The organism is Terriglobus sp. YAF25, assembly GCF_052113305.1.
Classification (GTDB): Bacteria; Acidobacteriota; Terriglobia; order Terriglobales; family Acidobacteriaceae; genus Terriglobus.
The window spans coordinates 1-14,363 of record NZ_JBFRCY010000177.1; the positions used below are offsets into that span (position 1 = coordinate 1).

The 14,363-nt window shown below is 57.7% G+C and carries 7 protein-coding genes; 6 read left to right on the plus strand and 1 reads right to left on the minus strand.

Annotated features, from left to right (window positions below):
* The first annotated feature begins 257 nt into the window (after positions 1 to 257).
* The 4 genes from AB4043_RS09480 (at position 258) to AB4043_RS09495 (ending at position 7,364) form a co-directional block, all read left to right on the plus strand.
* The gene (locus tag AB4043_RS09480) at positions 258 to 2,582 is read left to right on the plus strand and encodes a glycoside hydrolase family 31 protein (RefSeq protein WP_442299081.1); all 2,325 of its coding nucleotides are present in this window, start codon (positions 258 to 260) and stop codon (positions 2,580 to 2,582) included.
* A gap of 204 nt (positions 2,583 to 2,786) precedes the next feature.
* On the plus strand, positions 2,787 to 5,420 hold the full coding sequence (locus tag AB4043_RS09485; protein WP_442306937.1) for a carboxypeptidase regulatory-like domain-containing protein: 2,634 nt from the start codon (positions 2,787 to 2,789) through the stop codon (positions 5,418 to 5,420).
* 17 nt (positions 5,421 to 5,437) lie between these two features.
* A complete protein-coding gene (locus tag AB4043_RS09490; RefSeq protein WP_442306938.1) occupies positions 5,438 to 6,046 on the plus strand; it encodes a hypothetical protein in 609 nt (202 codons plus the stop codon).
* 148 nt (positions 6,047 to 6,194) lie between these two features.
* The gene (locus AB4043_RS09495) at positions 6,195 to 7,364 is read left to right on the plus strand and encodes a capsule assembly Wzi family protein (RefSeq protein ID WP_442306939.1); all 1,170 of its coding nucleotides are present in this window, start codon (positions 6,195 to 6,197) and stop codon (positions 7,362 to 7,364) included.
* Between the two features lie 94 nt (positions 7,365 to 7,458).
* Here AB4043_RS09495 and AB4043_RS09500 read toward each other — a convergent pair whose 3' ends face one another.
* Entirely contained in the window at positions 7,459 to 9,990 is a 2,532-nt protein-coding gene (locus AB4043_RS09500; RefSeq protein ID WP_442306940.1) for a PIG-L family deacetylase, read from the minus strand.
* A gap of 125 nt (positions 9,991 to 10,115) precedes the next feature.
* Between AB4043_RS09500 and AB4043_RS09505 the strand changes: the two genes are divergently transcribed.
* Together AB4043_RS09505 and AB4043_RS09510 are read left to right on the plus strand one after the other, a co-directional pair.
* Entirely contained in the window at positions 10,116 to 11,330 is a 1,215-nt protein-coding gene (locus AB4043_RS09505; RefSeq protein WP_442306941.1) for an ROK family transcriptional regulator, read from the plus strand.
* 109 nt (positions 11,331 to 11,439) lie between these two features.
* Positions 11,440 to 14,328, plus strand: coding sequence for a TonB-dependent receptor domain-containing protein (locus AB4043_RS09510; protein WP_442306942.1), 2,889 nt, complete (start codon positions 11,440 to 11,442; stop codon positions 14,326 to 14,328).
* Positions 14,329 to 14,363 lie beyond the last annotated feature (35 nt).

The following is a 14,363-nucleotide window of genomic DNA, read 5'->3' on the forward strand; positions in this document are numbered from 1 at the left end:
TCATTGGACAGAGAGGTATGCTACCTCCCCCTTTCTTCGACTGTCAAAGCTGATTTCAAAGGACTTAGGCCGGTTACCTGAATCGGAGTACTGTATTGCACCTTGTGGGCTGTATCTGCAGGCAAGTGTAGTGATTCGGCATCTGAATCTTCCTATTTTTTTGAGACCAAAAGAAAAGAGAGTGTGTGTTGGTTCGCAGACAGAGTCCGATCCGAGACCTTCTAGGAGGCTGCCGTTGGGCGACGGGAGCCGTCATCTTGCTGGCCACGTTAGCCGGGAGCGCGAGGGCGCAGTATGTCCTCCATCGCAATGAGGCTACGGTGGTGGTTGAGCCATACGCGGCGAACATCGTCCGCGTCAGCCTGAGTTTGAACCCGCAGGACGCAGCCGCTCCGGCGGGCTACGGCATTCTGGCTCGCCCGGCGGCAGATGGATGGGCACAGCGGCAGGGAACAGACGGCGATCATTTCCGGTCTCAGGCGTTGGATATCCAGCTCATGCCCGCCGGTCAGAAGATACCAGAGTCAGGAACGCACGCAGACATCGCGAAGTTCTTCAACGGATCGACTCCGTGGGTAGGGCTGCACATTGCTACTGCGGACGGCCGTTCGCTGGTTGACCTGAGGGGCTGGGGCATGGCCGTGCCGAACTACAAGGACGGCACGGCGTGGCTCAACGCGGACCGAAGATCTTCCGATCCTCCCTTCTTTACCGTGAGCGCAAGCTTCAGCGCCGCTGCCGACGAGCATGACTACGGCATGGGGCAAAACCAGGAGGGTTACCTCGACCGCCGCGGCCATGTGCTTCGTTGTGCGCATGACTACAACGCGGGCGGCGGGCAGAGTGTCTGCGTCCCGTTCGTCGTCACGAACAAAGGGTATGGGCTCATCTGGGATAACCCATCACGCACCACGGCCAGTTTTGGCTTCAATGACCAGAACACTTTTCTGAGTGAAGTTGGCCAGCGGGTGAGCTTCTTCATCATCGCCGGCGACTATGAGACGCAGTACAAGGGCTATCGGTTGTTGACCGGCGATACGCCGATGCCTCCAAAGTCGGCGTTCGGATACATCCAGTCGAAGCAGAGATACACCAGCCAGCAGGAGCTGTTGGAGGTAGCCAGGGGATACCGTGAGCGGCATCTGCCAATCGATGACCTGGTGATCGACTGGTTTCACTACACCAAAATGGGCCAGATGGATATGGATCCGGCAAAGTGGCCGGACCCCCTGGCGATGAACCGTGAGCTGCACCGGATGCACTTCCAGACAATGATCAGCGTCTGGCCCAGGTTCGTTCCCGAGAGCCGCTACTACAACACCCTTATGCAAAAGGGATGGTTGATGCATCAGGCCGACGGAACACCCACGAACGGTCTGCCCTACGATCGCGCCGGATCGGATATCGATACTACAAATCCGGAGGCCGCTCAGTGGTACTGGAATACCGTACGCGAGAACTATGTCACCAAGGGCTTCGACGCCTTCTGGGCAGATGAGACCGAACCTGATCTTCCGCCAAATGGCAGCTACTTCCATGTTGGCCCGGGGACGCAGTTCTTCAATGTATATCCGCTGTTCCACACTGCCGCTTTTTACAACGGTATGCGCAAAGATATGCCGGGACGAGCGCTAATCCTCTCCCGCGACAGTTATCTCGGCGCGCAGCATAACGGAGCGATCTTCTGGTCGAGCGACATCTCTCCGAGCTGGGATGTTCTGCGGCGCCAGGTTCCAACCGGGTTGAACTTCGTTGCCAGCGGTATGCCGTATTGGTCTACCGATATCGGCGGATGGCAGTACCTTTCACCGTCGCACAAACCGGAGCATCCACCGTTACTCGATCCGAGCGATGCACGCGAGAACGTTGGCGGGTTCGATGACTATCCCGAGCTGTATACGCGCTGGTTCGAATACGGAACCTTCCAGCCCAACATGCGGGCGCATGGATCTCGCCTGCACAACGAGGTCTGGAGCTATGGCAAGCAGGCTGAGCCGATTCTCGAAAAGTACCTGCGCCTGCGTTACGAGCTGATGCCGTATCTGTACTCGCTAGGATGGCAGTCGCATCTGACCGGCGCTCCCTTCATGCGCGGTCTCTTCCTCGACTTCGGCAACGATCCGAATGTTGCTGACCTGGGCGATGAATACATGTTCGGCCCCGCGCTGCTGGTGGCTCCGGTGACAGAGCAGGGAGCGACGACGCGTAGCGTGTATCTGCCGGCGGGAACTTCCTGGTACAACTTCTGGACCAATGAGTGTCTGCAGGGTGGTCAGCGGGTGACGGTGGCTGCGCCGATCGACACCATTCCTGTCTTTGTGCGCGCGGGATCGATTCTTCCGCTGGGTTCCGCGGTGGAGAGCACGCAGGACAAGCAGACCATCGCCGGTATCAAGGTCTATGCCGGAGCAGATGGCCACTTCACCCTCTATGACGACGATGGCACGACCTATGCCTACGAGAGCGGAAAGCACCACGTGGCCGAGCTGCGTTGGGATAACCGTGCGCGGCGCCTGAGCTCCAGCGATGCGTCGATTTCAGTCGATCCGGCAAAGGGCATCGTGCAGGTGGTGCATCCATGAAGCACCCCATCTTCGCTATCAGGGCGTCACCGATGCGATCTCTACCGATCGTTCAGATGTAAAGCGTTTCTATAGGGCCTATCAAGTGCTGTTTTGAGGGAGTCCATGATGAAGATAAGACAAAGTAAAACGACACGGTCAGGCCGCAGTATTGCGATCTTCTTCGCACTTCTGTTTGTGCTTGGCGGTTTTTCAGGAAGGCTTATGGCGCAAACGACGTCGAGTCTTTCCGGAACAGTGCAGGATGGGACCGGAGCAATCATTCCCGGAGCCCGTGTTGTGCTGACAAACACTGCCACGAACGAAATTCGCCGGCTGGAGACCAATTCGTCCGGCTATTTCAACTTTGCGGGAATCCTTCCCGGAAGCTACACCGTTGCCATTACCGCGGAGGGATTTCGTGGATATCAGCAACAGAATGTCGTGCTGAATCCGGGCGATACGCGATCGCTGCAAAATCTGGTGCTCTCGCCGGGAACGGCCACGGAGACCGTCACTATTAACAGCAGCGCGGAAGCAATCGCACCCGAGGACTCGGGTGAGCGCTCAGCCTTGCTGGATGCGAAAGACATCGAGCGGATCCCGCTTGCGAGCCGAAACTTCTCGGAGCTGTTGAAGGTGTTGCCGGGCGTAACGACAACCTCGACCGGAACAGGGAACGGTACCGGCTTCGACTTCACAGATGCGGGATCTTCGGGATCGGCTGTCGGTGTAGGCCTGAATACGAATGGCGCGCCCTATCGCGGAGGAACAGCGTATCTGCTGGACGGCGCCAACATCATTGATCCAGGCTGCGCCTGCTGGTCGATCGCTACCGTGAACCCGGATATGACGCAGGAGGTAAAGGTCCAGAGCTCCAACTTCGGGGCCGATGCGGCGCAGGGGCCGGTCGTTATCAACGTCATCAGCAAGTCCGGCGGAGCGGCATTTCATGGCCAGGCTTACCTCTACACACGTAACGCCATCCTCAACGCCAATACCTGGCAGAACAAGCACAGCACGTCGCCGACGGCGCGCCCGGATGCGCAGTACTACTATCCGGGCGGCAGCATCGGCGGCCCGATCCTGATTCCCGGTACGGGGTTCAATAGAGACCACAAGCTTCTGTTCTGGGCCGGCTACGAAGCATTTCGCCAGACGCTGCCGGCATCGTCACYTCTGCAGAGTTACGTGCCCTCCACCGCAATGCGGGCAGGGAACTTCAGCCAGACGGACTCCGCTAACGCTGCGCTGTGCAAGACGAGCACCGGCAACGACTTCTGTTCGTCACTGAATGGTGGCTACGCTCCCGATGGAACACCCTTGACCGGAACGCAGATTCCATCCTCGTATCTTGATGCCGGCGCGCTGGCACTGTTGAAACTCTTCCCCACAGCGAATGCCGATCCATCAGGCAACTCAGGTGGATACAACTACTATCTGCAGCCCACCAACGTGCATAACGGTTACATCTATCGCGGACGCGTGGACTACAACCTGAGCGACCGCAACAAGTTCTTTGTCAGTTATCAGTATGGTAGCGACTCCGCAACATCTGTCTCGCATATCTGGTGGACTCCATCGTATTCGGTCGCTTATCCCGGCGGGCCACTCATCAGCCCAACCCATTCCCACGTGCTGAGCGGAAGCTATATTCACGTCTTCAACGGAGCATCGACGAACGAGCTGCGTGTTGCTGTGGGCTGGCTCGACAATCCATTCACCGGTTCAAACCTGCAGGCGATGTCGAAGAGCGCGGTCGGATACAGCTACAATACGGTGTATAACGGCGCCTCTTCGTTCGTGCCTTCTATCAACTCTCCTGGCGCCAGGACGCTGCCTGACATCTCACAGCCAGATATCTTCCAGCAGGGAGGAACCTACAACTCCATCAAGAAGTCGCCATCGGTAGCAGATGATTTCACGGTTGTGTACAAGACGCACACCTTCAAGATGGGTGGCTTCTGGAGCCTGGCAGGCAATAAGCAGGGAACTTATGGTTCAGCAAATGGGTCCTTGTCGTTCGGCAGCGGTGTGATGACCGATCAGGTCACTGGAAAGAAGATTGGCACCGCCAACCCATTGGCGAACTTCCTGATGGGTATCACCAGCGGGTTCTCGCAGAACAACATCAATCCCGTGACCGATATGTACTACAACACCGGCGCCGGATACATTTTGGATAACTGGAAGGTCATGCCAGGACTTACCCTCAACCTCGGTCTTCGTATTGAGCATCTGGGGCGCTGGCAGGATGCTTCGGGAACCGGCATGGCCGTGTGGCGTGCCGATAAGTATACCTCGGAGCTCGGCTCAGGGAAGGCATATCCCGGTGTCTCCTGGCATGCCCTCGATTCAAGCCTGCCGAATGGCGGCTCCCCGGTGCAGACACTGTTCCTGTCTCCGCGGCTTGGCCTGGCCTATGATCTCCATCGGAACGGCAAGACTGTCTTCCGCGGAGGCTGGGCGCAGTATCGCTGGAACGATCAGTTCAATGACTACGGCGGCCCTCTGCAGACGGCGCTTGGTGTGAAGACCTACAACTCGACCGGGGGACAGGCGATCACGCTGAAAGAGATCAGCGCGCTCTCATCGTCCGGCTCTTCCTTGGGATCGTTGCCTTCGAGTGTCTATGTTACCGATCCCAATGACGATAAGGTCGGTGTGACGAACGCATACAATTTCACCATCTCGCAGCGATTGCCGAAAGCGATGCTGCTGGAAGTTGCTTACGTCGGTAACAATACTCAGAACATCCTGATGGGCGGCCAGAGCAACGGTTCGGGCGTTGGTAGGCGCTTGGCATCGTCGGCAGCACGCTCGATGCGTTCAATGTCCGCAATAACTATGGGGTGTTAAATATCGATCGGCCTCACGTGATCAATACGTCTTACGCCTTCGATCTCGGCCGATGGGTGCACGGGAATCCCTTGCTTGGCGGCGCGGTGAATGGATGGACACTCTCCGGCACGACCACCTGGCAGGCGGGCGGTAATATGCAGGCCAACCTGGGGCAGAACCTTGGTATGACGGTCTATAACAGCACACTGGGACACTACATCACCTCGAATACCTACTACGGAACACCATCGCAGACGGTGCTTCCAGTGACGACGTGCAATCCCAACTCGAATCTCGGAACCTACCAGCACATCAATCTGAACTGCATTACGGCTCCCCAACTGGGGCAGGTTGGATTGCGTCAGCTTCCATATCTGAACCTGCCTTCGTACCTCAACTCAGACCTGGGGATCTACAAGAAGTTCCAGATCACAGAGCACCAGGGAGTGGAGTTCCGTGCGACAGCGTTCAACTTCCTCAACCATCCACTACCGGGCTACAGCTCCAGCAGCCTGGTGCAGCCGAAGCTGGTGACAACGGACAACAAGAGGTTCACCTCACAGGTTTCCAACGTGGGACGCGGTGTCACCGATGCAAAGTACACACAACGGACGATGCTGCTGGCGGTGAAGTACACCTTCTGATTCATCGCCGTTTCACCATATCTGGCCAGACACCGCTCCCGTCTGGCCAGATTTTTTTGTGCATCGATGACACGCCCTAATGTACTTTTTGTTTGAGAACAGACGAGTTGCCGAGAACACAAGTTGGGTCTACCCTGCACTGGAACGGTTGGCAAATGTTGGCCTGATTCCTTCGCAAAGCATCACGATCCGTCCCTGGAGCCGCAATGAGTGCCGCCGGCAACTGGCAGAGGCGGAATCGAATTACGTTTATCTGGCTGCATCACAGGGAGACCCCCTCATTGATGAGGTAGCGCCGCTGATCCACGATCTGAAACGGGAGTTCGATCCTATTGAGGCCGAAACCCCGGCGGCGGAGGTCGAGTCGATCTACGTACGAGCAGGGACGATCGCCGGACCGGCGCTCTCCGACGGCTTTCACTTCGGTCAGACGTGGTCGAACGACTATGGCCGGCCTCTTGGCCGGGGGAACAGCGCGCTTGCCGGATTTTCCATTCGTGCCAATCGCGGTCGATTCTTTTTTTACGATCGGCAAGAGCTGCAATACGGCCCCGGCAAGACAGCGATTACTCCGGGACTTTCGAATCTCTTCAATCAACTCGACATGCTTCCATTCGGCTCGGTCCCGAACAATCCCTTCCCTGTCACGCCCGCAACAGGGGCCGTGGTGCGTCAGCGACCGATTGAGTTATATGCGGGAGTTTCGTTCATGGGAACGCAACTCTCGTTCGGAAAGCAGCAGCTTTACTGGGGGCCGACCAAGAGCGGCCCATTCTCGTTTTCCAGTAATGCGGAGCCTACTTATAACCTGCGTTTGGTCTCTACCCGGCCACGGAACGTCCCGTTTCTCGGGGGCGCCGTAACCTATCGCTATGACGTGGTCTTTGGAAAGCTCTCGGGACATCAGTACCCGGCGCGCCCCTACTTCAACGGCCAGAAAATCGAGCTCACGTTTGGCAGTCATCTTGAGATGGGTGTAACCCGCTGGTCATTGTTGTGGGGGGAAGGGCATCCCATGACGCTAGGTTCTCTCAAGAGAAATTTCTTTAGTTCGAATTCGACTGGGGCGACCTTTGCTTATGGCGACCGGACAGATCCCGGTGACCGCAAGAGTGGATTCGATCTCCGTCTCCATGTCCCGTGGCTCGAACGCTATTTGACGATCTATGCGGATGGGTATGCTGATGATGACTTGAATCCCATCGATAATCCCCGTCGAGCTGCCTGGAATCCGGGGTTCTATCTTTCGCAGTTGCCGTTCCTTCCTCACATGGACAACGAGCTGAGGTCTTCGCTCGCTAGAGCATTTCTCCTGTAGGTGTAGTGCAGGGCTTATGCATCTATGGGCGTTTTCCGTAATGAAAACGCCGCTGCACGCTCCTTCCGGGATACCCAGCAACAGGAGAAATGCTCTATTTCGTAGCCGCTACGGACGTCTTCCACGCCGGGTTGCGGGACGCGCTGATCAGGTTCATGTAGATGCGGAAGGAGCCGGGAACGCCCTCCGGAATCTGGCGGAAGAAGGCGAACGACGTGTAGATGTACTGGCCCTTTCCGTATTTGGCGTAAAGCAGGCCACCCTTTTGTGCGTCCTGCCCGTCGTCATGCATCTCCGTCAAGGCGGTGAACTTCGGATCCCAGGTGCGTGCGAAGCCATGGCCGCGCTCTTCCACCCAGTTATTGAAGTCTGCGCTGGTGATCTCGCTGAGCGAGGCAGGTATATCTTCACCGGTGCCCATGATGTAGCCGACCTTCAGATTGGCGGGCGTTTTCAGGTCCACACCCGTCGTGCGATAGGTTGCCGGACGGTAGGACGGATAGGGCCGCAGCCCGGGCCATGTAATCGTGGTGAAGCCTTCCTTGTACTCTTTACCGGCATACTTCGCGACAGCGGTAATGGTGTAGGGCTTCAGTTGCACGTTTTTTGGGGTGACGTCGAAGGATAGGTTCTTCTCGTCGCCGTCACGTGCGGTGGAGAAGGATGCAGCGCGTGGTGTCGATGTCCAGCCCTCGGGCAGGTTCAGCGCAACCTCTCCTTCGGCTGGGCCTTTAACGTTGCTGCGCAGCGTCACTTTGAGGGTGAGCTTTGCGTTGTTGGAAGGGATTACGCCTGCCTCCGGCGAGAGTAGTACCGAGATTGCCGGCGCGATCATCAACGGCTCCGGAACGGGACCGATGCCGTTGATGCGGTGTGTTGTCTGCACCGTCCCGGTCACGCTTGCCTGCACGCCTTGGAAGCTGTATTGCAGGCGCGCGGTGACGGGGTAGGGCATTGTCGGGAGGCCGAGATATGCCGGATTGTCCAGATTGTAGTAGGGCTGTTCCAGCGTGGGCCGGCTGAAATAAGGCTTGGTGATGGGTTCGTTGTCGGGGACAACTCCCTCTACCGTCAGGTCATCTGCCTGTCCGGCATTCATGGAGGCAGCGGGCTTATTGGTTGCGGCCCACTTCCAGTCACCGGAGTCACCAAGAACTGAGAGATCGTCGATCGCAACGTTCTGTGTTCCCTGGTTGGCAATGTGAACGTTGATCGAGACCGGTTGTCCGGGGATGGCGAACTGATACGTCGGCGTGTTGCCGCGCAGTTCTCCAAAGGGACCCATGCGCGGTTTCTCGCCCACGGGGTTGACGCTGGCGACGAGCATGACGCCGAGGGACTGAGACAGCGCGTCGTTGAACTGATCCTCCTTGATGGAGAACTCGTGCAGCATGTTGTACTTTGCTGCTTCTGGAAGGGTGCTGTGCTTGATCTCGTTCTGGAGAGTACGTGTCTTTTCCAGCCCGCGAGCGAGTGCTGGGGCAGACTGCGACGGGTTCGCGGCACCGTACTTCTCGGTGGCTTCGCTGACGATCTGTTGCAGCTCTTCCAGGCCTTTGCGCCACGCTGCGCGGTCGGCGACAGGAGCGTAGTCCGCGATGCCGGCGAGTGAGATGTCAATGCCGTCGAAGAAGGTCTTTTCTGTGGCAGGCAGCGTATCGCCGCTCACACGCGAGGCGTAGAGATGGTAGGGCGAGTTGAACTGTGCCGGCAGCGGAATGCCGACACCGTCGTTCTGCGACTTCTGGTTGGCCAGGCCTTCACGAGCCACCGACAGATAGCTGCGTCCGAAGAGCGCATTGTACTCTCCTTCGGGAACTTCGAGGGTTTTGGAGGGAACTCCTTCAATCCACGAGCCGGTGACGTAGTTCTTGAAACGCACAGGCTCCCACTTGCCGGTAGCGTAGTCGAAGATTCCCTGTTTAGTGACGCGGGCGAAGGGAACGCGGGCGTAGACCTTCAACGGAGACCACGGCTTCAGGCCGGCAGCAATCTGATCCGGGAAGACATTTGGATCTCCGGCGAGCTTGTAGGCTTCCTGCGCCATGACACCGGCGGTCTGGTGGTGTCCATGGCCGTCGGAGACATTGCCGGCAAAGACGCTGGTGATGACCAGAGGGCGGCTAATGCGCACCTGGCGTACGACGTCGTAGAGCACGCGGTCGTGGCCCYAGTTCTTCAGCGCTTCGTCGAGCGTTTTAGAAAAGCCGTAATCGGCCACGCGGGTCCAGTTCTGGTGGACCCCGTAGTAAGAGCCGGCGGCGAGCAGTTCATGCGTACGCATGATGCCAAGCTGATCCCAGTAGTCTCCGGTCATGACGTTCTGGCCGCCTTCTCCGCGATTGAGCGTCAGCAGCGTGGTATCTGCGCCCTGGCCGCGGCTTTCATAGGCCAGCATGCCACCGTCTTCGTCGTCGGGATGAGCGACAACCATCATCAGACTGGCGCGGGTTTTCAGCTTTTGCAGCGACTGCCACAGACCGGAGGCACCCCGATCCAGGGGAAGGGGATAGGCCTCCGGAGAGAGATAGCGGGGCTGCGGACCTGCCTGCGCCGTAGCCGCCATTGGAGAGAACGCAAGCCATGCGGCCAGGGAGTACGATATGCAGTGCTTCCACGTGGTCATGTGTGAGCCATTCCTCGGCGAGCGAACACAGAAGGCCGCCGCCGATGAGTGATGTTGGATTGTCCTTGTTGATATCACCCACTTGCGACTTTGTAAAGTTTGTTTATAATCTGCCTACACCGACTATGTCCTCTACGCTTGCCAATTCGCGTGAGCCGCGCATCTCTCGTCCGGCAAATCTGCGCCATTCGAACAACCGGGCCCTTCTTCAACTGGTACGGGAGAATTCCCCCTGCTCCCGTGCCGATCTCGTGCGGATGTCAGGGCTCTCTGCTCCGACCGTGACCGCCGCGATTGCAGACCTGGAAGCGTTGGAGTTGATCGAATACCTGGGCGAGGGAATCTCCTCCGGCGGGCGTCCTGCGGAGCTGCTTCGCTTCCGGCCGGAACATGCCTATGTTGCCGGCGCCGATATTGGGGGAACGCGTCTGCGCATGATGCTTGCTGACCTGGACGGCCGGCCGGCAGCACAGTGGGCATGCAAGCTGGGGGCGCGGGAAAAGGATCCGGTTTCGATCTGCCATCTGCTTCGCGGCGGACTGACGCAGATGTGCGCGGATGCGAAGGTCTCCCTCAAGAAGGTGAAGCACCTGACCGTGGGCGCGCCCGGTGTGACCGACGTAGCGCGCGGCGTTGTGCTGTCTGCCCCGAACCTGACCGGATGGGATGAGGTCCAGTTGCGTGCTCTGCTGGAAGATCAGCTTGGGTTCGAGGTGATCGCAGAAAACGATACGAACCTCGCCGCCGTGGGGGAGCACTGGCATGGCGCCGCTGAGAACGTCGACGACTTTGTGTTTATCGCCATGGGAACCGGTGTCGGCGCGGGTATCTTTCTTGGTGGCCAGGTCCATCATGGTTCCGCGTGGAGCGCCGGCGAGATCGGCTATCTCGGAGTTCCTGGAATGGCGCGTGAACCCCTTGAAATGCACCGCACCGGCCAATTGGAGCGTGTGATCGGTGGCGGTGGTATCGAAGCACAGTGGCGGGAAGAGCTGGACCGTGYAACCCGCGATGACGCCGAGCTGCGTGCCTTGCGCGCTTCGCAGATTTTTGATCGAGCGGCCTCCGGCGATGTACAGGCGAGGGCCGTTCTGAAGAACACGGCACGCATTCTGGCCGATTCCATTGCGACCATCACATTGCTCTTCAACCCCTCTCTGGTCGTTATGGGTGGAGGCATTGGATCGCACCTGGCGTTGTGTGAAGCCGTGGGTGGTGTTCTCGCGGACAGCGACTTCCCGCATCCGCGTGTGCGATGTAGTGTGCTTGGGCCCGAGGCCCAGCTCTATGGTTCCGTGGCTCTGTCACTACAAGCCATGGACAGCAAGCTGCTGGGTTGAACAATGCAGTAGCAGTAACGGAGGCCGCGCTGGAGTAGTCGTCGGCAGGCCATCCGGGTTACGTGGTTCAAATTTCAAGGTCAGTTGCTGAATGGGGGAGGTCAAAACTATGAGAACTCATCGTGTTCGATCAGTTCTGCTAGCGTTTGCCATGCTTGGGCCTGTTGCTCTCACAGGACCTGCGGCATATGGACAATCGCAATCCATCAATGGAACGATCCGCGGCCGTGTCGCGGATCCGAGCGGTGCAGCCATCGCGGGGGCGACGGTCACCGTAACAAATGCCTCGGTTGGTTTTACGCGCACCGTAACTACTGGCAACGATGGTTATTATGTGCTGGTCAATTTGCCTCTGGGTGAATACATCGTCAATATCACATCAACGGGGTTCTCTCCGCTGAAAGTATCGGGCGTGAACCTCAATGCCGGTACTGAGGCTGTCATTGACGGCGATCTAAAGGTTGGTACTGCCGACACGGCTGTGACAGTTGAGGCCTCCATCGCTTCCATCGATCCCACCAACCTGAATGTGCAGCGGACTCTCACTCAGACCGAGATTGAGAACGTTCCACTGACCTCACGTAATCCCTACAACTTCATCGTCTTCCAGCCTGGAGTATCGGGACATCCGAATCCGGAGCTTGGTATTCCTCGTACGTTGAATACCAACGGCCTGATGGATCGTATCAACTACCAGATGGACGGCATGGTGAACACCGAGGCCGATCGTACTGGCCTTCGTCTGTTCCCCATTGGCAATATCTTCGTGAAGGAAGTACAGACAGTCTCCAACTCCTTCGCGCCTGAGTACGGATGGACAACGGGTGACGTGTACAACGTCATTTCCAACTCCGGTACGAATCAGTTCCACGGGACATATCAGTTCATCAAACGCTGGGTCGACGCTACAGCCTATCCGCTGCTGCAGAACAAGGTGACGAGCCCGACGAAGCCTAATCTGATTCTTGAAGATCACTCCTTCAACCTCGGCGGGCCGGTCAAGAAGGACAAGTTATTCTTCTTCGGATCCTACGAACACGTACTGCGTGGTAGCCCGGCGCCTGTAACCATCACGGCAGCAAATGCAGCGGCAATCGGCCTGGCGGCGTCGGAGCTTGTACCGGCTCCCGGCTTGTTGCACGGTACCTTCGTCGATGTTCGTACGGACTACAATATCGATGCGAAAAACTCCGTCTTCCTGCGTTACAACTACTTCCGGAACTCCTTCCCGTTCAATACACAGGTCGGGGGTATCAACGCGACCACCGCGAATGTGGACTTCAAGGATCGCGCGCACGTCTTCGGGCTGCAGTGGATCTCAATGATTTCGAACAGCCTGGTGAATGAGTTCCGCTTCTCGGTGCCGTTCCGCTCTAATACTCACTTCGCTGGACCCAGCACGGGGAAAGGACCGGCAATTGTGATTTCCAACATCGCCGCCTTCAACGGAACCAGCAGCGGTGGAGATCAATACAACGACAAGCAACCCTCCGGCTCCGAGAACATCAGCTACGTTCGCGGACCGCATACGATCAAGGCCGGCTTTGTGCTCTCACAGTTACAGAACCGGCAGCGTTTGGTCTCGTTCAACCGCTACACCTTCGCGACAGTTCAGGCCTATCTGAACGCTAAGAATGGCACCGACCCCTACGGCTACGCTAACTATGCCTCGCAGACGGACGTCAATGGTATCGGCTATACCTCGCTCTTCTACGGCGGGTACKCGCAGGACACCTGGCAGCTTTCGCCTCGGCTGACGGCGGTGTATGGCATTCGTTACGATCGTTTCTCTTCACCCCAGGCGAATTCCAGTGCACTGTATCCGGATTCGCGTAAGTTCAACGTTCCCAGCACCAACTTCGCTCCGCGCCTGGGTTTCAGTTATCGCGCAACCGACACGACGACGGTGAAGGTCTCCGCCGGAATCTTCTACCAACAGACTCCAACTAATCTATGGTTCAATGCCTTGAACCTGGACGGCTCGAACCGTACCTCCTCCTTTACCTATATCGGAGGTGCCAGCGGTACTCCGGGACGCCCCGCTTTTCCCACTGTTCCTGCGTCAGGTGCAGGCGCCACGCAGAACGTGACGACTATCAATCCGAATATCAAGAACGAGTACACCTGGAATATCAATCTACAGGTGACCCAGCAACTCACAAATCACATCTCGACAACGCTCGGCTACATCATGTCCAACGGCCGCAACCTGCCGTGGATGCATAACGTCAACGTCATCCCAACGGGAGCAACACTGGCTGATGGCCGTCCGGTCTTCAGCGCGGCGGTGAACTCCTCGACCCGGTATGATCCGCGCTTCGATCAGGTGAACCGCGTGGAGTCCGGAGCGAACTCGAGCTTCAACGCCATGTTTGCCAATGTGACGATGTCGCCAATGCGGGGCATGCAGTTCAATGCCAACTACACCTGGTCGCACGTCATCTCCGACGCCCCAGAGGTCAATACCTTTGAACAGAACCTGGGCGTCTCGAATACGCTGAACCGCAAGTTTGACCGCGGCAATTCTTCGGTAAACCGGCCGAATGCATTCAACATGTCCGCTGTGCTTGAACCTCAGTTCAACGTTAGCAACCGTGTAGGCCGTGAGATTGCGAACCACAATATGCTCGCGATTCTCGGCAATATCTCCTCCGGAGATCAGGCAAACATCCTGGCCAGCAACACGACCTTCTATGGCGATGCGGCAACCAGCGGTGTGGCGCGTCCTGCCTTCGTCGGCCGGAACTCGGCTCGCGGACCGTCGATCGCTCAGATCGATGCCCGCTACACGCGTACCTTCCCGAAGATCAAGGATCGTTTCGCGCCGACCTTCCTTCTGGAGGCGAATAACATCCTGAACACAAACAACGTGAGCACGCTTGCTATCACGCAGCCGGTCAATACCTCGACTGGCGTCGCGAATGGCGCCACGACAACGACCCGCACCAGCGTACTGGAACAACGTATCGTCCAGTGGGGCGCGGCGATTCGTTTCTAACTATCCATCACAAGGGCCGCGGGTACATACTGTCC